We start from the raw sequence: 24723 nt of genomic DNA on the forward strand, positions 1-24723 counted from the left end.
CGGTGGGGCGTTGGACACTCGGGCGGCCAGTCTGCCGATTCGGGTGTCCAACGGTACATTCTGGGGCAATGACAGAGACTCCTGAGACCGGTCGGCTGGAGAAGGACCTCCCGCTGCGCGACGATATCCGCTTGCTGGGGCGTGTGCTGGGCGACACGCTGCGCGAGCAGGAAGGCGACGAGATCTTTCAGCTCGTCGAATCGGTGCGACAGACCGCCGTACGTTTCGCGCGCGAGGGCAGCCCAAGCGATCGGGCCGAGCTGCATCGACTCCTCGATGGATTACCACCCGAGGACATGCACCGCGTGGTGCGCGCGTTCGCCTACTTTTTGCAGCTGGCGAACATCGCCGAAGACACGCACCGGTCGCGGCGGCGTCGTGAGCACGAGATCATAGGGTCGCCGCCGCGCGAAGGGAGTCTGGCGTTTTCACTCGACGCGGTGATCCGCGAAGTGCCGGACGCCGCCGACCATGTGGCCGCCTTCTTCGCCACGGCGCTCGTGTCGCCGGTGCTGACGGCGCACCCCACGGAAGTGCAGCGGCAGAGCACGCAGCATGCGCTGCAGCAGATCGCCGATCTGCTGGACCGCCGCGACCGGCTCACGCTCACGCCCGACGAACGGCAGGAGGCCGACGAGACGCTCAAGCAGGTCGTGCTCACCCTCTGGCACACGCGCATGGTGCGCTCCGAGCGACTCCGCGTGATCGACGAAGTGAAGAACGGCATCAACTATTTCCGCAGCACATTCTTCACCGAACTGCCGCGTCTGCACGGTGATACCGAAGACTTGTTGCACGCGCGCTTTCCTGCGTACGAGTGGTCTCTGCCTCCGTTCTTGCGCGTGGGTAGCTGGATCGGCGGCGACCGCGATGGCAATCCGTTCGTCACCGCCGAGACGTTGCAGGAGACCGTGCGCCTGCAGGCGTCGGCGACGATCGAATTCTATCTCGACGAAGTGCATGCGCTCGGCTACGATCTGCCGCTGTCCGAGCGACTCGTGCCCGTTACGGCCGAGCTGTCCGCACTCGCGGCGCGTTCGCCCGATGCGTCGTCACAGCGGCTCGATGAGCCCTACCGCCGCGCGCTGATCGGGATCTATTCGCGGCTAGCCGCGACAGCGCATGCGCTGGGTCTGCCAGCGCCGATACGGCAGGCCATCGGCACCGACGCGCCGTACGCCACGGCGGCCGCGCTGCGCGATGACCTCGTGGTCATTCGGGATTCGCTGCAGCAGCACGGCGGCGCACGGCTCACCACCGGACGATTGCGTCGCCTGGTGCGCGCGGTCGAACTGTTCGGTTTTCACCTGGCACCGCTCGACCTGCGTCAAAATTCCGAAGTGCACGAGCGCGTGGCCGCGGAGCTGCTGTCGAGCGCTGGCGTGTGCACTGACTACGCGTTGCGAACCGAAGCCGAGCGCGTCGCGATCCTGTCGAAGGAACTGGCCGGCACGCGTCCGTTGTACTCGCCGCATCTGTCGTATTCCGAGGAAGTCGCTGGAGAACTGGCGATTGCCTTCGCGGCGCGTGAACTCCGCGAGCGATTCGGCGACGCGCTGCTTCCGCACTACATCATCTCGAAATGCGACGGCGTCTCGGACCTGCTGGAAGTGGCGCTGGTGCTCAAGGAGGCGGGACTCGCGCGTGGGGGTGCGTCACCGACCACGGAGATGCAGATCATTCCGCTGTTCGAGACCATCGACGACTTGCGGCGGGCTGGCAACACGATGGACGCGCTCTTCACGTTGCCCGTGTACCGCTCACTGGTCACGTCGCAGGGGAATGTGCAGGAAGTAATGCTCGGCTACTCCGACAGCAACAAGGATGGCGGCTTTCTGACCTCCGGATGGGAGTTGTATCAAGCCGAGTTGGCACTGATGCGCGTTTTCGCCGAGCACGGCGTGAAGCTGCGGCTCTTTCACGGACGGGGCGGGTCGGTAGGACGCGGCGGTGGTCCGAGCTACGAGGCGATCCTGGCACAGCCGGCAGGCGCCGTCAGTGGACACATCCGCATTACCGAGCAGGGCGAAGTGATCGCGTCGAAATACGCCACGCCTGATGTAGGCCGGCGGAATCTCGAGCTGTTGGTGGCGGCGACGCTCGAGGCTTCGCTTACTGATCATGAGCGGCGCGGCGAGCACGCCGACCATGTGGCACAGGACTTCCACCCAGTCATGGAACGTCTGTCGGCGGTCGCCTTCCGGGCGTATCGCGACCTGGTGTACGAAACACCGGGCTTCGTGCAGTATTTCCGTGAATCCACGCCGTTGGCCGAGATCGCGACGCTCAATATCGGGAGTCGGCCGGCATCGCGGCGTCCGAGTGAACGCATCGAGGACCTGCGCGCGATTCCATGGGTGTTCTCGTGGGCGCAGTGCCGTCTCATGCTGCCCGGCTGGTACGGATTCGGTTCGGCCATCGCGGCGTATCTCGCGGACACGCCGGACGGTCTCCCCATGCTGCAGCGTATGGCGCAGCACTGGCCGTTCTTCCGCACGCTGCTGTCGAACATCGACATGGTGCTTGCGAAGTCCGATCTCGCCGTGGCGTCGCGCTACGCGGAGCTGGTGCAGGATGTGGAGTTGCGGCAGCGCGTGTTCGCCATGCTCTCGGCCGAGTGGCATCGCACGCGCGATTCGCTGCAGCAGATCACGGGGCAGGCGGAGTTGCTGGCGGAGAATCCGCTGCTCAAGCGATCGATCGCCAATCGCTTTCCGTACATGGATCCCCTCAATCACCTGCAGATCGAGCTGTTGCGCCGGTATCGCGATGCGCAGGCCACGGGTGCCGACACCGACGACGAGCGGCGGCGGAGAGGCATTCACATCACGATCAACGGGATCGCGGCGGGCCTGCGGAACAGCGGCTAGCGGCGGAGCCTAGTTGCGTCGATCCATCGCGTCGCGCCACGCTTCCAGTGATTGGATACGCGCTTCGAGCGAAGGCGCAGCTGGCGCCTGCAATGGCATCGGCACCGGGCGCGTTGTCAGCGCCGGACGCGGCGTGGCTGCGCGCGTGGCATCCGTGGTGCGAAATCCGGCGCTGCTCTCGCCGTTTGCGCCGCGCACGCCGCGGCCGGCGAGGCGCAGTACGGCCCGTCCGCCGGCGCCAAGCCAGAACGTGCGAAACACGCTCTCGCCCACGCCGCGCCGCAACGGGGAATTCAGTAGGCCCACGATGGAGAGGCCGCGAGTGACATACGCCGAGTACAGCATGATCGCGCCGGGAAGCGACACGCCGAACATCCCGGGGCTGTACTCGGTGCGCTGGTATTTCAGTACGTACCAGCGTAGCACGAACGACGCGACGAACAATGATCCCAGAATCATCACCTGCTTCCGGCGGTGTCGTACGGCCCCGGCATCGGCGCGCAGTTGCGCACGCTCGGCTTCACGCTCGGCCAGCACGGCCGCGAAGCCTGCTTGAATCTCCGAAATGGAGAATCGGCGTCGCGCGAGTCGTCGCGCCTGTTGCATCAATACCGCCAACCGCCCCCAGATCACGGCGCAGAAGAGCACCATGGGCAAAATGCGATCGAAATTCGTGTCGTACGCCTGTTCGAGCACCAGCAGCAGCAGGAATCCGATGATGACGGCGCCCGCCAGCACCATGCCGGCCTGACTCGCTTCCTCGGCGAAGAGCCGAATGGGCAGTGGCACATCGGCGCTACGCAACGCTGAGGTGTCGAGGCGTTCGACCAGTTCATCGGCCGTCGCAAAGCGCGATTCCGGCGCCTTGTTCGTACACTGCGCGATGACATCGGCCAGCAGCGCCGGCACGTCCGCCCGCAGCTGCGCGATGGGCGGCACCGCCTCGGTGAGCTGCTTCACCAGCACCTTCGAGATCGAATCACCGGTTATGGCGGGGCGTCCCGCCAGCGCGAACCACGCCACCAGACCCAGCGAATACAGGTCGCTGCGTCCGTCGATGGTGTCGCCCGATGCCTGCTCAGGGCTCATGTACTCGGGTGTTCCCACGACTTCACCCACGCGCGTGAGTGACGGCGTGGCGACGGTGGCCGTGATCGAGCGGGAGATACCGAAGTCCATGACCAACGCGCGACCGGTGGCGCGCTCGATCATGATGTTGTCCGGCTTGATGTCACGATGCACGACGCCGCGACTGTGCGCGTAGGCCAGCGCGTAGCTCACATCCTGCAGCATGCGCACGGTGTCGCGCACCGACATCGGCCCCGACCGCTTCACGAGATCGGCGACGCTCTCGCCCTCCACGTAGCCCATGGCGAACGCGAGCAGACCGTCGCGGTCTTCGACACTGAACACCGGGACGATGTTCGGGTGGGAGAATGACGCAGCGGTGCGCGTCTCTCGCAGAAACCGTTCGCGCAGGTCGCTCTGCTGCGCAAACTCGGGTGGCAGCACCTTGATGGCCACCGGGCGATCGAGCTGACGATCGCGGGCGAGGTACACCGCGCCCATGCCGCCTTGTCCCAACAGGCGTTCGATGGAGAAGCGATCACCGATCGCTGCGTGCAGGTCGGTGATCGCTTCTCGCATCGTTTCTGCTACTCCATCGCGAATTCGCGGGCGAACGCCACGTTGAACGAGAACGTCTTCGCGCGGCTGCGCGTCTCCATCATGTTGGCCACGCGCTCGAGACGCTCGGTGATCGCCATGATCTTTTCCTGCGCCTTGCGACCCGCTTCGTTCAGCCCTTCGAGCTTGTCGATCGACCAGAACTTGATGAGGTCTTCGACGATCCGGATGTAGTCGCGCGGACCATAGATGCCGGCCCGACGGATCACGTCGGCCATCTCACGGAAGTGCGGCATGCTGATACCGGGCATGTCGATGCTCGGCATGATCAACGCGGCTGATTCCAGCGCGCGGTTGGGATCACGCGCCAGCACTCGCAGGAAGATCTCGCGGTAGAACACGTAGTGCCGCGCTTCTTCCTTGGCGACGTTCTGGAGCACTGTGCCGATGAGCGGCTCGTACTGGCCGGCCAGTTTACCGGTGTTGGCGTGACTGACCTGCGTGGCGCGCTCCTGCAGCGAGGTGTACACGAACACCCGGTACGGATCCTTGTCCCAGGTGGGCTCGAAGCCCGCCTTGAGATACTCGAACTGCATGCGCTCGAGTACCGGATTATCCAGGATCTTGCTGTCGTGCGCGTAGTCGTGCAACACAGCCCCGTGCCGGTCTTCCTCGGCCGTCCACAGGTTGGTCCACTTCGCCCAGAACGTGTCGCCGCCCAGATACGTGGCAAGCAGCCGGTGGAAGTGGGGGAGGCCTTCTTCGGTGAGCGTGTTGAGCGCCAGGGCGACGCGGGCAGGCATGCTGATGCCCTTCGCGCGCTCCCGGAGCTGTTTCACGAAGGCGTCTGGATCGGTGTCCGGCTCAGGCGCCAGCAGTTCCGACGGGAACCACAGAATGCGCTTGGCTTCATGCGCGACCGTCAGGTCTGCGACGTCCTGTTCAAGGTCCGCGAGGACCTCGACTTTGGCGATAGTTTCGTTGTCGGGAAAGTACATAATCTGAAAGATATCCACGGTTGCGAACGGCGGCCACGGTGGCGAACGGTGGATAGCGCAGGGGAACTCATACGGTCCGGAACGCGTGGGGGCGGGCGGGAGTACCGCTGCGATGGGTCCAGCGAGGTAGGCCAACTCGGCTGCGGGCATCGTAGCGGCACTCCCGGCTGCCTTCGCGCGTTCCTGACCAAACAGCTTCCCCGACTGAATCCAGCGTTACATTCCGCGGATGACGCCCCCTGCCAAAGGCAAGCCCAAGTACGACACCAAGCGCGCCTGGGCCGAGGCCCGCGCGCTGATCTGGGATCACCGCACGTCCGTGACCGTCGGACTCGTGCTGATGCTCATCAGCCGCGCCGCCGGGTTCGTGCTGCCGTACTCCACCAAGAAAGTGCTCGACGAGGTCTTGCCGAACCGCGATATCCGGATGCTCGGGTACATCGCCTTGGCCGGACTCGCCGCCACCATCGTGCAGTCGATCACCGGCTACGCCTTGTCGCAGGTTGTGAGCGTGGCGGCGCAGCAGGCTATCGCGCGGCTCCGTGAGGAGGTGCAGGGGCACCTCATCCGCCTGCCGGTGAAGTTCTTCGATAGCACGAAGAGCGGCGTGCTGGTCTCGCGCGTGATGAACGATCCCGAAGGCATCCGCAATCTCATCGGCACTGGGCTCATTCAGCTCACCGGTGGCATCGTGAGTGCGATCGCCGCACTAGGCGTGCTCTTCTATCTCAACTGGCGCCTGACGGCTGCGACCATCGTGTTTCTGGCGATGTTCGGCGTGGTGATGTCGATCGCCTTCAAGCGTCTACGCCCGATTTTCCGCGAACGCAGCGTGATCACGGCCGAAGTGACGGGACGCCTCACCGAAACGCTGGGCGGCATCCGACTGATCAAGGTGTACACGGCCGAAGAGCGCGAAAAGGAAGTGTTCGGCAAGGGCGTGCAGAAGCTGTTCGCGAACATCGCCAAGACGATCACGGGCACGTCGCTCACTGGTACGCTTGGTCTCGCGGTGGTCGGCGTGATCGGCCTGATCGCGATGTACGTGGGTGGACGCGACGTGATCAACGGCCAGATGACGGTGGGTAGTCTGATCACCTTCGTGTTCTTCATAGCGATGGTGACGATGCCGCTCATTCAGATTGCGAGCATCGGCACGCAGATCACCGAGGCGTTCGCGGGTCTCGATCGCATTCGCGAACTCCGCGACATGCCGACGGAAGACCAGGAAGACGCCACCAAGACCGCGGTGCCGTCGGTCGTGGGCCGCGTGGAGTTCGATCACGTGAATTTCGAGTACGAGGAAGGCACGCCCGTACTGAAGGATGTGTCGTTCACCGCACCGGCCGGCACGACTACGGCGCTGGTGGGCTCGAGCGGCAGCGGCAAGAGCACGATGATCTCGCTCATCATGGCCTTTGCGCAGCCGCAGCAGGGTCAGATCAAGGTCGACGGGACGCCGGTGTCCGAGCTCAAGCTGCGCGACTATCGTCGTCATCTGGGCGTGGTCATGCAGGACAATTTCCTGTTCGACGGCACGGTGATGGAGAACATCGCCTTCACCAAGCCCGGCGCCACGAAGGAAGAGGTCATGGCGGTGGCCAAGATCGCCAACGCGCACGAGTTCATTCACGGCTTCCCGCAGCAGTACGACACGATCGTCGGCGAACGCGGCGTGAAGCTGTCGGGTGGTCAGCGGCAGCGCGTGGCTATCGCCCGCGCCATTCTGGCCGATCCGCGTGTGCTCATTCTCGACGAAGCCACATCGTCGCTCGACTCCGAGAGTGAGCACCTCATTCAGGAAGGGCTCCGTCGCCTGCGCGCCGGCCGCACCACTTTCGTGATTGCGCACCGACTCAGCACGATCACGAGCGCCGATCAGATTCTTGTGCTCGAGCACGGTCAGATCATCGAACGCGGCACGCATCAGCAGCTGCTCGCCATCGGCGGACGCTACCGTGACCTGTACAACCGGCAGTATCAGCTGGAGCAGGACCAGTTCATTAATCCAGGCGAGGAAATTCTGGCCACTGGCTGAACCGGCGGATTTTGCCGGGGAAGCTGTTTGGGGGCGAACGTGTGGGGGCGGGGGAAGTACCGGTGCCGACGGTCAGCGTGGCCGGCCTACACCGCTTCCGGCATCGTAGCGGTACTTCCGCCTGCTTTCACACGTTCCTCACCAAACAGCTTCCGGTGGGAGATCAGGCGTTCGCACCCGTGGCCGGTTAGGTTATTGGGGTTCCTCCGCTCGACCACCCGCGCCCCGCCTACGTGACCTCAACGCCGTCGTTTTCTTCGCTGCAACTGCATCCGAGCCTCCAGAAGGGCCTCAAGGAGCTCGGTTTTGCCCGTCCCACCCCGATTCAGGCCGAAGCGATTCCGCCGGCTCTGGAGGGGCGTGACGTCCTCGCCTGCGCGATGACGGGCAGCGGCAAGACGTATGCGTTCCTGCTCCCGATTCTCCATCACATCATGGAGAAGCCGCGCGGGATCACGCGGGCGCTGGTGATCACGCCCACGCGTGAACTGGCGGCGCAGATCGTCGAAAGCCTGAACGACGTGACCGTGCACACGCCGCTCACTGGCGCCGCGGTGTTCGGTGGTGTGGGCATGGGACCGCAGGAACACGCGTTTCGCAGCGGTGCCGATGTGATCGTGGCCACACCGGGACGCTTGCTCGATCACTTCCGCATGCCGTACGCAAAGCTCGAGCATCTCGAGTACCTGGTACTCGACGAAGCCGATCGCATGCTCGACATGGGCTTCCTGCCCGAGATCAAGAAAGTGCTGCGTCATCTGCCGCAGAAGAAGCGCCAGACGCTGTTCTTCAGTGCCACGATGCCGGCGCCGATCGCCGCGCTCACGAAGGATCTGCTCACCAATCCGTTCACGCTCAACCTGCAGCGTCAGTCGGCTCCCGCCGTCGGCATTACGCAGGCCGTGTATCCCGTGGCGCAGGATCTCAAGAGCGGTCTGCTCGTCGCGCTGCTCAAGCGCGGTGACATGCCGCAGGCGCTGGTGTTCACGCGCACGAAGCACCGCGCGAACCGCCTGGCGGCGCAACTGGTGGCCGCCGGCATCAAGGCCGAGCGCATTCACGGCAACCGGTCGCAGGCGCAGCGTACGCAGGCGCTCGCCGGATTCAAGGACGGCGAGTATCAGGTGCTGGTCGCCACCGACATCGCCGCCCGTGGTATCGACGTGGAAGCCCTGGGTCACGTGGTGAACTTCGACGTGCCGTTGGCCGCCGAGGACTATATCCACCGCGTGGGTCGTACGGCGCGTGCCGAAGCGACGGGTGAAGCGTTCACGTTCGTGTCGCCCGATGAAGAAGGGGATCTCAAGCAGATTGAGCGCGCGATCAAGAAGACGTTGCCGCGCGTGACGGTACCCGATTTCGACTACAGCGCCAAGCCGCAGACCAAGCTCGAAGTGCCGTTGGCCGAGCGCATCGCGGAGATCCGAAAGAAGAAGGCGGAAGACCGCGCGCGTGCCGCTGCCAAGGTGGAGCGTCGCAGCGCCGCGCAGTCGGGCGGTGCCCGTCCGGCGGCACCGTCGGGTGGCCGTCCAGCGGCTCCCGCCCGGAAGACGAGTGAATCGCGCGGACCGTCTGCCGGTTCACGCGGTCCGTCGAGTGGTGGCGCTGGTGGTGCAGGCGGTGGTGCCGCGAAGAGTGGCGCGGCGGGCCGTGTCCGTCGTGGACCGCATCGCGGTCAAGGCGGCAGCGGTGGAAGCGGCAACAGTGGTGGCGGCAACAGTGGCGGCTCCTCGCGCGGCGGCGGAGACAGCCCGTACGCGTGAGCGACGCCGACGGGGATCCGGCACGGTATCCTGTTCCGGCGCAGCAGCATCGCGTGGAGCAGGTAATCGATCGCAGTCGGTTCATCTGCACCGTCGCGCGGGTTCAGTCGAGTGAGGAGGCGCAGGCGTTCATCAAGACGATGAACGCCGATTTCCCTGACGCCACGCACAATTGCTGGGCGTACGTGGTCGGAGCGCCGGGCAGTACCGATCGCGTGGGGATGAGCGACGACGGTGAGCCGCATGGCACGGCCGGCCGCCCCATGCTGACTGTGCTGTTGCACAGCGGTGTCGGCGAAGTCGCCGCCGTCGTCACGCGCTATTACGGCGGCACCAAATTGGGCACCGGCGGCCTGGTGAAAGCCTACGGTGGTGCGGTGCAGGAGGCCCTGATGGGCATGCCCCGGGGCGAACGCGTGGATAGCGTCGAACTGTCGGTGCGCGTAGGGTACGGCGCCATCGGGGCGCTCCAGCAGCTGTTCCCTGAGTTCGACGCCGAACTGCTCGAACAGCGCTTCGACGTCGACGCTGAATTTTGCCTACGGGTGCCACGCATTCGCCTGTCGGCGATGGAGCACGCAATTCAGAATGCGACGCGCGGCGCCGCCGTGTTCACGCGAACCGACTGAGCCGGCTCTACGACAGCCCCTCGATCGTGCCATCCGGGCGCACCTTCATGCGCTCGGCGGCCGGTGATTTCGACAAGCCCGGCATCGTCATGATGTCGCCGCATTTGGCTACCACGAAGCCCGCACCGGCCGATCCGCTTACTTCCTGCACGGTCATGCGGAAGTTGGTTGGCACACCAAGCTTCGACGCATCGTCCGAGAGCGAGTACTGCGTTTTGGCCATGCACACGGGCGTGTTGCCCATGCCGTGCTGCTCCAGCCATGCGATCGACTTCTCCGCTGCCGGCGAGTAGTCGACACCGTCGGCGCCGTACACCTTGGCGGCGATCGTTTCGATCTTCTCGCGGATCGGGCGTTCCGTGTCGTAGAGTGGCCGGAACTCGGCCGACTTTGAGTCCAGCAGCGCCAGCACTTCGTGGGCCAACGCTTCGCCGCCGGCTCCGCCATTCGCCCACACGTCGCAGAGTGCCACTCGCACGCCGTACTTCGCGGCGTAGTCGGCCACCATCGTCAACTCGGCATCGGTATCCGACAACCGGCGATTGATCGCGACCACCACCGGCACGCCGAACTGCCGCACGTTCGTGATGTGGTGCGCGAGATGCGGCAGCCCGCGCTCGAGCGCGCCAAGATCCTCCTGATCGAGCATGTTCTTGGGAAGGCCACCCTGCATCTTGAGTGAACGCACGGTCGCCACCAGCACCGCCGCTTCGGGATTGAGCCCGCCAGCGCGGCACTTGATGTCGAAGAACTTTTCAGCGCCCAGGTCAGAGCCGAAGCCCGCCTCGGTGACCACGATATCAGCGAGAGCCAGACCGGCGCGCGTAGCCACCAGGCTGTTGCAGCCGTGGGCGATGTTACCGAACGGACCGGCGTGCAGAATGGCCGGACCGCCTTCGAGTGTCTGCACGAGATTCGGGCGCAGCGCGTCTTTCAGCAGCAATGACATCGCGCCGGTCGCCTGCAAATCGCGCGCGCGAACGGGGGTGCGTTCCTTCCCGCTGGTGGTGCCCACGATGATGTTGCCGAGGCGCTGCTCGAGGTCTTCCGCATCGGAGGCCAGCGCCACGATGGCCATGACTTCACTGGCGGGGATGATCACCCACCGCTCCTCGCGCATCACCCCGTTTCCGGCACCCACGCCGATAATCGCCTGCCGCAGCGCGCGGTCATTCATGTCGATCGTGCGCGGCCACGTGATGCGTTTGACGTCGAGGCCCAGCGCATTGCCGTGGTACAGGTGGTTGTCGAGCATTGCCGAGAGCAGACTGTGCGCGCTGGCGATGGCGTGGAAGTCACCGGTGAAGTGCAGGTTGATGTCGTCCATGGGCAGCACCTGCGCGTAGCCGCCGCCCGCCGCGCCGCCCTTCACGCCGAACACCGGACCGAGGCTGGGTTCGCGCATGCAGAGCACGGCGTTGTGCCCGAGGCGACGGAAGGCCTGGCTCAGTCCAACACTCACGGTGCTCTTGCCTTCACCGGCCGGTGTGGGGCTGATGGCGGTCACCAGCACGAGACGACCCTTGGGCGGTTGCGAAGCCAGGGCGAGCGGTAGCTTGGCCTTGTAGCGTCCGTATTGGTCGATGTCGTCGGGGGCCAGGCCGAGGTCGGCCGCCACCGCAGTGATCGTGCGTAGGCGCGCCTGCTGCGCGATCTCGATATCCGACGGGACGAACTGCGGTGTGGCGGTCATACGGCTCGCTTCATGAAGTGGAGGCTGGTGCACCACGGGGGAACGGATGCTCCCGCATCGGCAGTTCCGGATGCATGTTGAGGGAATGCCCCATCCAGTCCATCCTGCCGACACACACACGCCCCGAACATACCGTAGAATGCTGCGGTTGGCGGGGCGCGCAGGCGTGGCGGCGGGAGTGCTGGCATGTGGAGCCGCCGAGGTGCCGGACAAGCCGGTAGCCGGAACCGCGGGAGCGCCTGCGTCGGCTGCGGCCGATCTGGAGCGGGCGCCGGCTGCCGCCGACTCGGAGCGGGTCACGCAGGCCGAGCAGGCCCTGTCCGCATGGCTCGACGCGTCGCGGGAAGGCGGGGCGACGTCTCGCGATCTCGCGCGGGCGGATTCCTTGGCTGCCTGTGGGGATGGCGGTGGTACATACTTCCCATCGATGCTGTTGGCCGATTACCAACTCCGGCCCTCGGCCATGCGCGGCGACACGGTCGTGGCGCGGGCCGTAGTGATCACGGTGGCCGAACAGGATATCGATCGGCGGGCCGACGGGTTCATCGCGCGGGAGCGGGTGCGGCGCGATGTGCTCGAGTGGGATCTGGTGCCGCTCGCGGCATCGCAGCAAGAGCCGGGCTGGGCGATCTGCAATGGACTGCGTTTCGGATATCGTGGCGCCGATTCACTGACGACGTGGCGCCCAGAGGGTAGTTCGTGGCAGTCGGCTCGCCGACTCGCCGACTCCGTGCGAGCGACGCGCCCGATGGCGTCCGCCGCAATCCGACAGAGGACTTCATGATCGTTTCTGTATTCGGCGCTTCCGGGCGGACGGGTCACGCGTTTATTGCCAGCGCGACCGACGCCGGGATGTCGTTGCGGTTGCACTATCGGGCCAAGCCCTCCGACCAGGTGCCGACGTCGTCCACCGTCGTGGTGGGATCACTCAATGATCCCACGGCCGTGCGTGAAGTGCTGCGCGGCGCGGACGCTGCCGTTGTTCTCTTCGGTCCGCACCACGACGCGCGTATTCCGTTCTGTGCGGCTGCGACCAAGAACATCATCGCCGCCATGCGCACGCAGGCGCAGGAGCGGGTGCTGGTGGTCACCGGTGCGATGACGGGAGGCATGCCGTCCAACGTGTCGCTGTTCATGCGATTCATGCGCAAGATCGTACAGCGGTCGGCGCACGACGGCATGGTAGAAGATCGCAACGAGCAGGAACGCCTGGTGCGGAACAGCAAGCTGGCCGGTTGGACGCTCATCAAGCCGCCGCGTCTCACGGACGATGCCGCCACCGACGTCGTGGAGATCGGGCCCGAGCTGTCGGTCGGTATGCGCAGCAGTATTTCCCGCGCATCGCTGGCCGGCGCGCTGGTGCGTGAAATTCAGGAGCCGCGATTCGCGCAACAGGCGGTGTACGCCGCCAATCGCTGATCACGCGTGGAGAAGTTTCTCAACCCGATGTTCCTGTTCGACACGATGTTCGTGTTCGGGTTCGGGATTCTGTGCTGTCTGTACGCGCTGTGGGATCTGCGTAAGGAGAATCGGCTCGCCGAGGCGCGAAAAGCGTCACTTCTCGCGATGCCCGTTGTCGTTCCACCACTTTCTTCCGACCATCTTATGTCCGAGCAACTTCCGCAGGGCGTCCGCAAGCAGAACTGGGATGACCTCCCCATCGAGGAGCTCACGCCGCTCATCGGTCGCCGCCTGATCTACAGCGAGAAGATGATGCTCGCGCACGTGTACCTGAAGAAGGGTGCCATCGTGCCGGCGCACGATCACATCAACGAACAGTTCACCTACGTGCTGTCGGGAACGCTGCGCTTCTGGCTCGGCGAACACGCCGATGCGCCGGGCGATACGTTCACCGATGTCGGTGCCGGCGATGTGTTGGTGATCCCGAGCAACGTACGGCATCGTGCCGAAGCGCTCGAGGATACGCTCGACGTCGACATCTTCAATCCGCCGCGGCAGGACTGGATCGACAAGACCGACGATTACCTCCGCGGGACACGCTGATGGATCTCGGTATCGCGGGAAAGGTCGCACTGGTGTGCGGCGCAAGTCGTGGCATCGCGTTCGCGACGGCGGAAGAGTTCGCGCGCGAAGGCTGCACGCTGGTGATCTGTTCGCGCGATGCCACCTCGGTGGGCAGTGCGAAGGCGAAGCTCGAAGCGCTCGGCGCGTCGGTCACGGCGATCGTGGCCGATCTGGCCACGGAGGCCGGCATTGCCGACGTGATCGCGCAGACGATGGCGGCGCATGGTCGCGTAGACATTCTGGTGGCGAACACCGGTGGTCCCCCAACCGGCGCGGCGATGTCGCACTCGTGGGAGGCGTGGACTGGCGCCAGTGAACTGCTGCTGCGCAGCGTCGTCGAACTCACGCGGGCGTTCGTGCCAGGCATGCGCGAGCGAAAGTGGGGACGGGTGGTGTCGATCACGTCACTGGCGGTGAAGCGTCCGCAGGGATCGCTGGTGCTCAGCAACAGTCTACGGGCCGCGGTCACCGGATATCTGCGCACGCTGGCTGATGAAGTGGCCGGCGATGGCGTGACGGTGAACTCCGTGCTTCCCGGATTCACCGCCACCGAGCGTCTCGATGCGTTGGCCAGCGCCACCTCCACGCGTACGGGGCAGAGCCGCGAGTCGGTGTTCGATGGGTGGACCGCGGAAACGCCGGTCGGCCGCCTCGGCCGCCCCGATGAGTTGGCCGCCGTGATAGCTTTCCTCTGTTCCACGCGTGCCGGGTTCATGACCGGGCAGGCCGTGTTGGTGGATGGCGGCGCAGTGCATTCGCTGCTGTAGCCTTCCCCCTTTCTCTTTACCGCAGCGTTCCGACATGAGCCAAATTGCCGAGACCCAGTGGATCTGGCGCGATGGTGCGTTCATCCCGTGGGCGGATGCCACGATCCATGTGCTGAGCCATTCCGTGCAGTTCGGCTCGAGCGCATTCGAAGGTGTCCGTGCGTACAGCACGCCGCGTGGTCCGGCGATCTTCCGGCTGCGCGAGCATCTCACGCGACTGTTGATGTCGTGCAAGATCTATCGCATGGACGTCCCGTACACGATCGACGAGCTCGTCGCCGCGTCGCGTGAACTGATCGTGCGGAACGGTGTGGAGTCATGCTATCTCCGTCCGATGGTCGTGCGCGGCTACGGCACGGCGGGCATGGTGCCCACGGGTGCGCCGATCGAGGTGTACCTCCCCTGCTGGCCGTGGGGCACGTACCTCGGCGCCGGTGCGCTCGAGAACGGCGTGGATGCCTGCATCTCGTCCTGGCATCGCGTGGAGCCGAACACGATTCCCGCGATGGCGAAGATTGCCGGCAACTATCTGAGCGGTCAGCTCATCAAGATGGAAGCGTTGGCCAACGGCTACGCCGAAGGCATCGCGCTGAGCCCGAGCGGCATGGTGAGTGAAGGCTCGGGGCAGAACGTGTTTCTGGTGTCGGGTGGCACGATCGTGACCACGCCGCTCGACGGCACGATCTTGGGCGGCATCACGCGCGACACGATCATGACGCTTGCGCGTGAAGCGGGTATTCCGGTGCGCGAATCACATATCCCGCGCGAGATGTTGTACATGGCCGACGAGGTGTTCTTCACTGGCACCGCGGCGGAGATCACTCCGGTGCGCAGCATCGACAAGATCACGATCGGTGCGGGCAAGCCGGGCGAGGTGAGCACGCTGATGCAGAAGCAGTATCTCGACATCGTGCATGGTCGCGTCGACGATACACACGGCTGGCTGACGTACTGCCGCGACTGATCGCGCGATGGTGATCAACGAGAGCGCACGTGACGTCGGTGTCGCGTGCGCTCTCGTGCGTTTCAGCTGGTGGGGCTTCGACGGCCCGCCACGAGATGCAACAGCGTGAGCAACACGACCGATCCGATGCCGGCGGTGAAGATCACGCCGGCGAGACCCGCAAACGGCGGCGCGACGTCCAGTTCGCGGAAGAGCAGACCACTGGCGAACGCGCCGAGAATGCCGACGATCATGTCGCCAAACAATCCCACGCCCCCGACGATCAGGGCAGCGAGTACGCCGGCGCCGAGTCCCACGAAGAGCCAGGTCAGAAGATCCATTTTGCGGTATCCACGGTAGTATGGTGCACTGGGTTTCATTTCGAACACAGGAAGGTTGTAGTGCGTGACATGCTTTGTGCAAACGAGCTCGACCAATGGCGCTGACGTCGACGATGTATGCGTTCGAAGTGGCGCTCGCCAACGTCGATCGCGGTGTGTACGAGTCGCTCGAATTCCGGATGGCCATGCACCCGTCGGAATCGCCGGAATATTTCGTGGCGCGACTGCTGGCCTACTGTCTCGAGTACACGGAGGGCATCGCCTTCTCCCGCGGCATTTCCGATCCTGATGAGCCGCCGCTGAGTGTGCGCGACCTCACGGGCAGCTTGAAGGTGTGGATCGAGCTCGGCGCGCCCGACGCCGCGCGGTTGCACAAGGCCAGTAAGGCGGCACCACGGGTGGTGGTCTATACGCACCGTGATCCGGCGCAGCTGTGGCGGCAGTGGGAGGGGGAGAAGATCCACCGCGCCGAGCAGATCGAACTGTTCGCGTTCGACCGTGAGCTGATTGACGCCATCGCGGAGAAGCTCGACCGGCGCATGAAGCTGGAGCTGTCGGTCACCGATGGCACCATCTTCGTCAACGTGGCGGGCTCGACATTGAGCGGTATGGTGCAACCCTTGTCGGTTCGGGAGCGCTGACGTCCGATGCGCGAACTGGTGTTGAGCTGGAGCGGTGGTAAGGACAGCAGTCTGGCGTTGCAGGCGCTGCAGGCCGATTCGGAGGTGCAGGTGGTCGCGCTCCTCACGAGTGTAACGGCCGGCTACGATCGCATCAGTATCCACGGTGTGCGGCGTGCCCTGCTCGAGGCACAGGCGGCGGCGTTGGGACTGCCGCTGGTGGAGATCACGCTGCAGCCCGCGTGCAGCAATGCCGCCTACGAGGCCGCGTTTCAGCAGGGACTGGCCACGATCCGCGAGCGATTCCCGGCGGTGACCGAGCTCGCTTTTGGCGATCTTTTTCTCGAGGACGTGCGCGCGTACCGCGAGCAGGCGCTACGCGAGAGCGGCTTCACCCCACGCTTTCCACTCTGGGGTTCGCCCACCGCGGCGTTGGCCGAACGCTTTGTACGCGACGGCTTCGTCGCGCATCTGGTCTGTGTCGATACGCAGCAGCTCGATGCGTCCTTCGCCGGGCGCCGCTACGACGACGCCCTGCTGGCTGACCTTCCACCGGCGGTCGACCCGTGTGGCGAGCGGGGCGAGTTTCACACGTTCGTGTCCGACGGTCCGATCTTCGCGCGGTCCATTGCGTGTGGTGTGGGACCCGTCGTGATTCGGGACGAACGGTTCGCTTTCTGTGATCTGCTGGCGCGATAACCGCGGTCCCGGGGCTACATTCCCGACCATGCGACTGACGATTTTCGCGACACATCGTGGAAGGATGCTCGGGGCGTTGGCGTCCGCCATGACGCTGATCTCCGGCTGCGCGTCCATCAGGCGTCCGCCGACCACCGTCGACGCCATTCGGCGCGACGCCGTCCCCATCAACGCCGAACATCGCGCGCTTCGCGATACCGTGATTGAACGGTTGGTGCGTCGCGTCGCGAAACGCGGCGATCGCACGGTGGATGTGCTGATGCTTTCCGGCGGTGGTCAGAACGGGGCGTACGGCGCCGGCTTCCTGCGCGGATGGCAGCAGCGCGCCGCTGATTCCATGCCCCGATTCGATCTGGTGACGGGGATCAGCACGGGCGCCTTGCAAGCACCATACGCCCTGCTCGGCACGCGCAGTGCCATCGATACGATCACCGCGCTCTACTCCCGCGCGGCCAAGAGCTTCGCGCCGTCACTCGATTGGTGGTTCTGGGTTCGCCCCACTGGCGGCTTGGTGAACACCACGCGCTTCGACCGCACGATTGCGCAGACGTTCGGAGGCCCGCTGCGTGACGAACTACGCGCGGCCTTTGCGAACGATCAACAGCTGGTGTTCGGGACCACTGACTACGATCTCGGCATCGGTCGCGCCTGGTCGATGGGCGACGAGCTCGGAACCAGCCGCGAATCGGTGGAGCGCACACAACAACTGCTCAAGGGCGCGACGGCGATTCCCGGCATCTTTCCGCCGGTGATGATCGATGGCCATTTGCAGGGCGACGGCGGCGTGATCGAGAACATCCTCCCGCTGCTCGCCTTCGACGATTACACGCGTCTCGGGGAGCGCCTGCAGGCCCGCGGCCTCACGGAGGTCTCCGTGCGCGTGTGGGTGATCATGAACCTATGGACGCACGGTGAGCCAAAGGTCATGAAGCCCTCATCGCGACGCACGATCAGTGGTCGCTCCACCTCTTTGCTTTTCTACGCGCATCAACCGGCAACACTCGCCGCGCTCGAGAATCTCGCCCGTGCCGTCAGCGCTGGCGTACCTGGTATGCGTATGCAGGTGAGGGTGGCCGCGATTCCCAGCGAGGAGTCGATCTTTCCTGGGGCAAACTCGCTCTTTGAGCGTCGCTTCATGCAGCGACTCGATTCGCTTGGATTCGCCAAGGCGCAAAGTGCCGCCCCATGGGATACGCTGCCGTTGAACGCCTTTACCCGCCCCGACGTCCCTCCCCGTTTGCGTTAGGATACGGCCATCCCGTCCGCTTCGATCGAATCACCAAGCCCCGCCGTGCACGACGAGGCCGCGCTCGATGTCGTGCGCGCCGAACCATTGTGCGCCGAAACGCCGACGCGGTTGCTCGCGGCGCCGATCACACCGGCGGCGAGTGTGTACGTGCGCAGCAACTTCGCCTTGCCTCCGCTCGACGCCGCCCACGTCATCGACATCGGTGGCGCCGTGCGAGCGCCGTTCACGGTGTCGTTGCCAGAGCTGGCGGCATTGCCGCGGCGTCATGTCACGGTCACCATTGAATGCGCCGGCAACGGTCGCCTTGGGATGGACCCGCTGCCCACCGGGGAACCCTGGCGCTACGGTGCGGTCAGCACGACGACGTGGTCGGGTGTCTCACTCCGCACGCTGCTGGAGCGCGCCGGCCTCGCGCCCGATGTCGTAGAGATTCTCGGCATCGGCGCTGACGCGGGACCTCGCGACGATGCCGACGGTGACGTGCGCTTCGCCCGGTCTCTGCCGATCGCCGACGCCATGCATCCGGACACGATCGTGGCCACGCACATGGCGGGAGAGCCGCTGTCGTATGACCACGGCGCACCTGTGCGGCTGATTGTGCCGGGTTGGTACGGCATGGCCAGTGTGAAGTGGCTGGCCCGTCTCGAGGCGATCACCACGCCGTTCACGGGCTACTTCCAGCAGCAGCGCTACGTGTACGAGGTGGAGGACACCGTGGAACCGGTGCGTCGGGCACGCGTAAAGTCGATGATCACGTCACCGGTCGACGGGGGGCGGTGCGACCGTGAGGTGCTGGTGCAAGGCTGGGCGTGGTCGGGCGCGGGGGCGATCGCGCGGGTGGAGCTGGCGGTGAACGAGGCGCCGATCTGGATCGAGGCGGCGTTGGGCACGCCGGTATCAGCATATGCGTGGACGCCGTTCGAGGCGGAGCTGGTATTGCCGGATGCGGGTGCCGCGACGATCCGCAGTCGCGCGACGGATATGGCGGGCAACGTGCAGCCGGAACGGATTCAGTGGAATCGGCTGGGATACGGGAACAACGCGATACGACGGATCGCGGTGGATGTAGCGGATGAAGTGCGCTAAGAGTTGATGGCGCCAAGAATAAACGGCGCCAAGAATAACGGGCGCTAAGAGTTAACGGCGCGAAACTACAACGGCGCTGAGTACAAAGCGGAGGAGCGCGTAGCGCCCCTCCGCTTTTGCAACTCCGGTTGCCTGCCTAGTAGCCTAGCAGCCTCACGGCGGGGCTGAGGCGGTAGACCGGACCGAGCGGAGTGGCGATCGGGGTTTCGTTCACCGCTTTGCACTCGTTCGTGACCGTGCACTTCGTATTTCCGGGTGAGCAGTTGCCGGCGTTGAAGCTGATTGTGCCCGATACGACCTGCGTGGGAACGATCGTGAAAACGATCTTCGTATTCTGGCCGGAGGTCACCGCGTTGCTGAAGTAGAAGTTGGCCTCCTTCTGCTCCGCATTATTGCCGCGCAGGTAGACCTGTGACACCTGCGAACTCTTTACCGCGCCGATTTGCACGCCGTAGCGGTCATAGACGCGGGCGTCGACGCGCAGGTTGTACGGGGTGAGCGCGTTCGCACTGCCGGTGATCGAGAAATAGAACTTCGCGTCGGTCACCGACTTGTTCGATCCGTCCACGCGCACCACGTACTGACTGATCGGATCCTTCTGATTCCCTACCGCGCAGGACACGATCGGCGTGCTGTTCGTGGTGCCGGTCGCGGTGAACATCTTGAAGCGGGATTCGTCGAGGGTGGGCGTGGCGTCGAGACTGGCGAGCATCTCGTTCGTGCCCGACTGCAACTGCCACGTGGCCGACGCGATGCCGGCGGCGCTGGAGGGATTAACCAGCGGCGTCACGGTCGCCGAATTGTTGCTGGGGGAGAAATACACCGTCTGTCCGGCGACGATGTTGCCGTACGCATCCTTCACCATCACCGAGGGTGCCACGGTGCCGGCGGCAACACCAAGCACCGTGCCGATGAGCGCCGACTGATTGTTGCCGCCGTTGATCGTGAGCGACGCGGCCGATGCGGCACCGATGGCAAAGACACCGGTGTTGGCGAACAGGGTGCCGGCGGTGAAGCGGAGCTGCTGCGTCGCGCCGGCCTTCTGAATCGACAGATCGTTGAACGTCGCGACGCCCGCTACCGCCGTCTTGTTCGCGGTGCCGAACAGCGGTCCACCCTGCAGGGCGCTGGCCACGATCGCGCCGCTGTAGCCCTCCACCGTGCGGTTGTTCTCACCGACCACGCGCACGGTCGCCAGCGGGAGTGCGGAGCCCGCGGCGTACGTGCTACCGGCAATTGGGCCACCACTGATTTCCACACCGGTGGGACCCGTTGCGGTAGCCGTGAATGTGCGCGCAGCGGGTACGAACACAACACCGTCGACCGCAGCGCCGCCGCCGGTGGTCGGCGTGGCCGTGGCGCTGTTGCTGCCCGTCGTCGTGCCGAGCCGCCATTCGGTGCTGGCCACGCCCGCGTTGTTGGATGACGTCGAGGCCGGCGTGATGCTGCCACCGCCGCTCGCGATCGCGAAGGTCACCGGAATGTTCGACAGCAATGTGCCATTGGGCGTGCTGAGTGTGACCGCCGGCGACGGCAACACGAGTGAGCCGATCGGCGCGCTGGTTCCGGCGGCGTTCGGCGTCACGTTGACCCGCGGATCGACGGGGCCGATCGGGCTGAACTCGAGTAGCGTACCGCCGATGCCGCTGGCACCAGGTCCCAGTGCGTACAGCATCTTCGGCAACAGCATCGCCAGCAAGCGATCACCGATCGACGTCGGTGCATTGCTCGCCACGAGATCCCCGCAGCTCAGAAAGTCGATCGGCACTTCGTTCAGCAACTCGAATCCGGTACCACCGAGATTATGGCCCAGCACGAGACGATCCAGCACGGAGTCGGGTGTGTTCACGTCGATTGAACCGCACACCGCCGCGATGATCTCCGACGCAAAGGTGTTCGAGGGATATTTGCTGAACTCGTACACTACCGGATACTTGTCGAGATTCGTGTTCAGCGTGTCCGCCGACGGCACGATCGAGATCAGCGAGATCGCATCGACATTCTCGCCGGAGAGGCGCACGCCGGCGTGACCGTCGTCGGTGACCAGCGTGCGCGTGAGATCGGTGGGATACACCACCCACGCATTGGTCGACTGCGGCAGTGTGGCATCGATGCCGGCGAAGCAGAACAGTGCGCGGCCAAGCCGCTCTGAGTCCGCGTTGGCCGGTAGTTTGTTCTGCTTCTGCTTTGTGACGATGAAGTCGATCAGGTCCCAGGTCTTGGTGACGACGAGCGCCAGATCACCTGCCGCCTTCTGCTTCTGAATGTTGCTCCACTTGCCCAAGGCCGCGTTGGCATCGGGTGAACCCGCACCGAATACCGCTTCGATCAAGCCGGTGATTTCGCTGGGCGAGATAGTCTCGCAAGGAATCGCATTCGGATCGAGGTTGAACCGCGGCGTTCCCCGCATGTCAGGGGCGGTGGTGCCGCGGTCTGAACACGCGGCCAGTAAAACGATCGCACAACTACTTACCGTAACGAGAATTTTGCGCATGAAATTGGCCCTCCGAGGCACGATGCGATGTCACGCGGACGGTACGCACTCGCGTATCCGCGTGTGACAGGGCACACATCATCGGACAAGACTGCGTAATACCACTCGTCAATGCAAATGAACATTGTGTCACGACTTAGCTACTGCCGAGATCGCGTGCCATCGCAGGCTGCACTCGTCGAAGAACGACATAGATGAGCTCGTCGACATTACGGCACGACACCCACGAGTTTCTGAAACGCCGGCGACTGCGCGATCGGTTTGAACCACCATCCCGGATCGTTCGCATACGCGGCACGACGCTCGTCGTTGCGCGAGAAGTAGACGTTGAGCGCGCTTACGGCAGCGGCCGTGTCGGCCAGGATCGTGTGCACGAACGCGGCACGCAGCATGAGGTCACGCTTGGAATCGACTTCGGCGTCGCCCTGAGAACGCTGCACGACCTTGCGCGCGCTATCGGCCATGCCGGCACGGGCGAGCACGGCCGCGACGAACAGATCGCTCGCCAGGCGCTGGACCGTTTGCTGCGGCTTCGGCGAACGCAGGACCACGGAGTCGGCCAAGGCCCACGCCTTCACCGCGGCCGCCGCGTCGGCGGGCCGTGAGCGCGTGGTGAGCAGCTGCAGTTGGCATCGCGCCGCGTTGGCCGATGTGGGGAAGCGGCGCTTCGTCTGCTCGCACCACGCGATGGCGTCCGGATCGATGTTATTCAGATCGTACGAGGACGCGAACAGGCGGCTCAGCACGACGTCGGCGTTGGACAGGAAGGCGTCGGCCTCGAGGGCGCGCTTGGCCGCCATGTTCACGTCGACGTTCGTCTTGGTGCGGTAGTACAGATGCGACAACGTGGCGAACGCGCCGGCCTGCAGGGGATTGGCCTGCGTGGCGGTTTCGAGATCGGCCTGTGCCGAGTCCACCATTTCGAGCGCCTTCTTCTGGTCGGGCTCCAGGCCGACCAGCACCGTGAAGTAGCGCAGGTTGCCGCGCACCTCGAGTGCGTCGGGGTTGCTTGGCGTACGCTGCAGCGCGCGCTCGGCGAACACGAGTCCGGAATCGATCCATGCACGCGCTGCCGGCGGATCGCCCTGCAGGATCCGTGATCGCCGATACGCCAGATTCGCGCGAAGCACCGACGGCTCGCCCCACTTGGCATCCATTCCCTCGGCCACCAACAGCAACGAGTCCGCAGCACCGAAGGCGCGGGCCAGGCCCGCTGCGTCGCCGCCCTTGAGCGCCGCTTCCCCCGCGCGTCGCTCCACCTCGGCGCGTTGCACCAGCTCCCAGGCGTCGGCGTTGCTAGTGGCGTCGCGCTGTTCGCGCACCTTCACCTGCCGACCCAACTCTTCGCGAATGAGGATCGTGACCCGCGAGGCCAGTGAGTCGCGCAGCGCAAGCGCGTTCGACGCACTGCCCGTGATCTTCGCACTCTTTCGCACGAAATCGCCGGCCCCGTCAACGAGACGGATATTCACCAGCAGCTTGTCGCCATCCTTCGAAACATCACCGCGGACCAGCGTCGCGACATCGAGCACTTTGGCGATGCTGTCATTCGGTGATGTCGAGCCGCGAAACGTTTCCACGCCTCCACGCGATACGACGTTGACGCCCGTCACGCCCGTGAGTGAAGCGATCAGCGATTCCGTGAGACCGTCGGCGAGATAGCCTAACTCGTGCTGGCTTGAAACATCATCGAAGTAGAGCACGGCAATGCGATCGGCCGCGAGTCCGTCCTTTTTGAGCGCAACTGATCCGCCGCCACCGAACTTCCAAAATGCGCCGCCGCCGGCGAGCACCGCGAGTAGCAGACCACCAAGCACCGCGGGTTGCTTAAACCACGGGGTTTTCGGCGGCTCAGGCGGTGGCGTCGGAATACGACGCATCGTGGTGAAGCGATCTACCCGACGCATGGCCGTCTCGCCCAAGGGCGTGCCGAGAATCGCGGCAAACTCCGTGGCGGTGCGCGGCCGGTCGGCGGGCGACTTCTCCATCGCCGCATAGATCGCTTCTTCGACTTCGTCCGGCACCGCCTGTCGAACGATCCGGATGCTCGGCACGGTATCCATCGCGTGCCTGGCCATGATCGCCATGGCGTTTCGGCCGGTGAACGGCGGATCGCCCGAGAGCATCTCGTAGAGCACGCAGCCAAGGCTATAGATGTCGGCGGCCGGCCCGACTTTCTCGCCTGTTGACTGCTCCGGGCTCATGTAGACGGGTGTGCCCACGGCCATGCCCGTCTGCGTGAGCTTCTGTGCATCCCCTTCAGTGGCCGCGCGCGCGATGCCGAAATCGGCCACCAACGCGTGTCCGCTCTCGAGGAGCAGAATATTTTCTGGCTTCACGTCGCGATGCACGACTTCCTGCGCGTGCGCGTAGCCCAACGCATCGGCGACTTCGCGAATGATGCGTACCGCCTCGGCGACCGGAAGTTGTCCTTCGCGATTCAACCGGTCGCGCACCGATTCGCCCTTCACGAACGGCATCACATAATACAAGAGGCCGTTGGCGCTGCCCGACTCGTAGCAGCCCAGAATGTGCGGATGCTGAAGACGTGACGCGATCTTGATTTCGCGTTCGAAGCGATCGGCGCCGATCGTGGCGGACAGGTCGGGGTTGAGCACCTTGATCGCGACCTCGCGATCCTCCCGCAGGTCGCGCGCGAGATATACGGTCGCCATCCCGCCGCGCCCGAGCTCCCGCTCCACCCGGTAGGTGCCATCCAGATGCGTCTGGAGTGTTTCGAGAATATCAGCCACTGTTGGAGCGAGAGGATACGGCGTGACCGATTCGTCGACACTATCGGCACAGCTCTGCGTATTTCACGACAAGATACGGCCCAACGGTGATCTGCGCGACGTAATAAGTATCAGGTGGGTGGCACTCCA

Annotated in this window: 19 protein-coding genes; 13 read left to right on the top strand and 6 right to left on the bottom strand. The window is 64.8% G+C overall.

The window, feature by feature from the left end; genetic code table 11:
• Positions 1-68: 68 nt before the first annotated feature.
• On the top strand, positions 69-2870 hold the full coding sequence (gene ppc / locus HKW67_RS16740) for a phosphoenolpyruvate carboxylase (protein ID WP_171226478.1): 2802 nt from the start codon (positions 69-71) through the stop codon (positions 2868-2870).
• Between the two features lie 9 nt (positions 2871-2879).
• Here the strand turns inward: ppc and HKW67_RS16745 are convergent, their stop codons facing one another.
• Positions 2880-4517 carry a serine/threonine-protein kinase gene (locus HKW67_RS16745; protein ID WP_171226479.1) on the bottom strand — a complete coding sequence of 546 codons (1638 nt, stop codon included), beginning with the start codon at positions 4515-4517 and terminating at the stop codon, positions 2880-2882.
• A gap of 8 nt (positions 4518-4525) precedes the next feature.
• Positions 4526-5512 (bottom strand): acyl-ACP desaturase, encoded by a 987-nt coding sequence (locus tag HKW67_RS16750; protein ID WP_171226480.1) that lies wholly within the window; start codon positions 5510-5512, stop codon positions 4526-4528.
• A gap of 211 nt (positions 5513-5723) precedes the next feature.
• On the opposite strand from HKW67_RS16750, the gene HKW67_RS16755 reads away from it, so the two are divergent.
• The 3 genes from HKW67_RS16755 to HKW67_RS16765 all read left to right on the top strand — a co-directional run bounded on the left by HKW67_RS16755 (position 5724) and on the right by HKW67_RS16765 (position 9924).
• A complete protein-coding gene (locus tag HKW67_RS16755) occupies positions 5724-7532 on the top strand; it encodes an ABC transporter ATP-binding protein (RefSeq protein WP_171226481.1) in 1809 nt (602 codons plus the stop codon).
• A gap of 233 nt (positions 7533-7765) precedes the next feature.
• On the top strand, positions 7766-9295 hold the full coding sequence (locus tag HKW67_RS16760) for a DEAD/DEAH box helicase (RefSeq protein WP_171226482.1): 1530 nt from the start codon (positions 7766-7768) through the stop codon (positions 9293-9295).
• A complete protein-coding gene (locus tag HKW67_RS16765) occupies positions 9292-9924 on the top strand; it encodes a YigZ family protein (protein WP_171226483.1) in 633 nt (210 codons plus the stop codon). The genes HKW67_RS16760 and HKW67_RS16765 overlap by 4 nt, the downstream gene beginning before the upstream one ends.
• Before the next feature lie 7 nt (positions 9925-9931).
• On the opposite strand, the gene HKW67_RS16770 is transcribed toward HKW67_RS16765, so the two are convergent.
• Positions 9932-11617 (bottom strand): formate--tetrahydrofolate ligase, encoded by a 1686-nt coding sequence (locus HKW67_RS16770; RefSeq protein WP_171226484.1) that lies wholly within the window; start codon positions 11615-11617, stop codon positions 9932-9934.
• A gap of 139 nt (positions 11618-11756) precedes the next feature.
• Here HKW67_RS16770 and HKW67_RS16775 point away from each other — a divergent pair, with 139 nt between their 5' ends.
• From HKW67_RS16775 to HKW67_RS16795, 5 genes are read left to right on the top strand one after another with little or no spacing between them, the layout of a single operon-like run.
• Positions 11757-12401 (top strand): hypothetical protein, encoded by a 645-nt coding sequence (locus HKW67_RS16775; RefSeq protein ID WP_171226485.1) that lies wholly within the window; start codon positions 11757-11759, stop codon positions 12399-12401.
• Positions 12398-13036, top strand: coding sequence for an NAD(P)-dependent oxidoreductase (locus HKW67_RS16780; protein ID WP_171226486.1), 639 nt, complete (start codon positions 12398-12400; stop codon positions 13034-13036). The genes HKW67_RS16775 and HKW67_RS16780 overlap by 4 nt, the downstream gene beginning before the upstream one ends.
• Positions 13037-13042: 6 nt before the next feature.
• A complete protein-coding gene (locus HKW67_RS16785) occupies positions 13043-13621 on the top strand; it encodes a cupin domain-containing protein (RefSeq protein ID WP_230981043.1) in 579 nt (192 codons plus the stop codon).
• A complete protein-coding gene (locus HKW67_RS16790; protein WP_171226487.1) occupies positions 13621-14409 on the top strand; it encodes an SDR family oxidoreductase in 789 nt (262 codons plus the stop codon). Before HKW67_RS16785 ends, HKW67_RS16790 begins: the two co-directional genes overlap by 1 nt.
• Before the next feature lie 34 nt (positions 14410-14443).
• Positions 14444-15373 carry a branched-chain amino acid transaminase gene (locus tag HKW67_RS16795; RefSeq protein ID WP_171226488.1) on the top strand — a complete coding sequence of 310 codons (930 nt, stop codon included), beginning with the start codon at positions 14444-14446 and terminating at the stop codon, positions 15371-15373.
• Positions 15374-15435: 62 nt separating this feature from the next.
• On the opposite strand, the gene HKW67_RS16800 is transcribed toward HKW67_RS16795, so the two are convergent.
• Positions 15436-15693 carry a GlsB/YeaQ/YmgE family stress response membrane protein gene (locus tag HKW67_RS16800; protein ID WP_171226489.1) on the bottom strand — a complete coding sequence of 86 codons (258 nt, stop codon included), beginning with the start codon at positions 15691-15693 and terminating at the stop codon, positions 15436-15438.
• Between the two features lie 95 nt (positions 15694-15788).
• Between HKW67_RS16800 and HKW67_RS16805 the strand changes: the two genes are divergently transcribed.
• From HKW67_RS16805 to HKW67_RS16820, 4 genes are read left to right on the top strand one after another with little or no spacing between them, the layout of a single operon-like run.
• Positions 15789-16334: a YaeQ family protein gene (locus tag HKW67_RS16805; protein WP_171226490.1), complete on the top strand. Its 546-nt coding sequence runs from the start codon at positions 15789-15791 to the stop codon at positions 16332-16334.
• Positions 16335-16340: 6 nt separating this feature from the next.
• Positions 16341-17012 carry a Dph6-related ATP pyrophosphatase gene (locus HKW67_RS16810; RefSeq protein WP_171226491.1) on the top strand — a complete coding sequence of 224 codons (672 nt, stop codon included), beginning with the start codon at positions 16341-16343 and terminating at the stop codon, positions 17010-17012.
• A gap of 28 nt (positions 17013-17040) precedes the next feature.
• Complete coding sequence (locus HKW67_RS16815) at positions 17041-18258, top strand: patatin-like phospholipase family protein (protein ID WP_171226492.1); 1218 nt, start codon at positions 17041-17043, stop codon at positions 18256-18258.
• Positions 18259-18303: 45 nt separating this feature from the next.
• Positions 18304-19347, top strand: coding sequence for a sulfite oxidase (locus HKW67_RS16820; RefSeq protein ID WP_206044464.1), 1044 nt, complete (start codon positions 18304-18306; stop codon positions 19345-19347).
• 136 nt (positions 19348-19483) lie between these two features.
• Here the strand turns inward: HKW67_RS16820 and HKW67_RS16825 are convergent, their stop codons facing one another.
• Positions 19484-21757, bottom strand: coding sequence for a hypothetical protein (locus tag HKW67_RS16825; protein ID WP_171226493.1), 2274 nt, complete (start codon positions 21755-21757; stop codon positions 19484-19486).
• A gap of 293 nt (positions 21758-22050) precedes the next feature.
• The gene (locus tag HKW67_RS16830) at positions 22051-24594 is read right to left on the bottom strand and encodes a protein kinase domain-containing protein (RefSeq protein WP_171226494.1); all 2544 of its coding nucleotides are present in this window, start codon (positions 24592-24594) and stop codon (positions 22051-22053) included.
• Positions 24595-24723 lie beyond the last annotated feature (129 nt).

Source organism: Gemmatimonas groenlandica, assembly GCF_013004105.1.
GTDB classification, from domain to species: Bacteria; Gemmatimonadota; Gemmatimonadetes; order Gemmatimonadales; family Gemmatimonadaceae; genus Gemmatimonas; species Gemmatimonas groenlandica.